A 369-nucleotide genomic window follows, 5' to 3' on the forward strand; every position below is an offset into this window, starting at 1 on the left:
CCCAGATACTGCTCCTACTTTTTCGTCGTTAAAGTGTCTTACCATAAGCGATATAGCTTCAGGTGAAATAATGGTATCGGCATCAATTGACACAATAATATCTCCTTGTGCTTTTTGGATACCCAAATTGACCGCCTCAGCCTTTCCTCCGTTTTTCTTTCGAAGAAGACGAAACTTGTCATTGTTTTTAAAAGCTTCAGTAACAGCCTTTGACGTCCCATCTGTTGAACCATCATCAACCATAATAATCTCAAGATTTTGATAGGAACTCTTCAACACCGATTTAATTGTCCTGTTTATGACATTCTCTTCGTTGTAGGCGGCGATGACTACGCTGACTAAAGGCTGATATGAAGCATCAAACTGCAG

The 369-nt window shown here is 40.1% G+C and carries 1 protein-coding gene; it reads right to left on the minus strand.

The genetic code is table 11. The features are described from left to right. Nucleotides 1-369: glycosyltransferase family 2 protein (locus AC1DWA_RS33820; RefSeq protein ID WP_477917924.1), on the minus strand; the 369-nt coding region annotated here is incomplete at its 3' end.

The organism is Rhodococcus sp. P4_F3_2 (genome assembly GCF_056401335.1).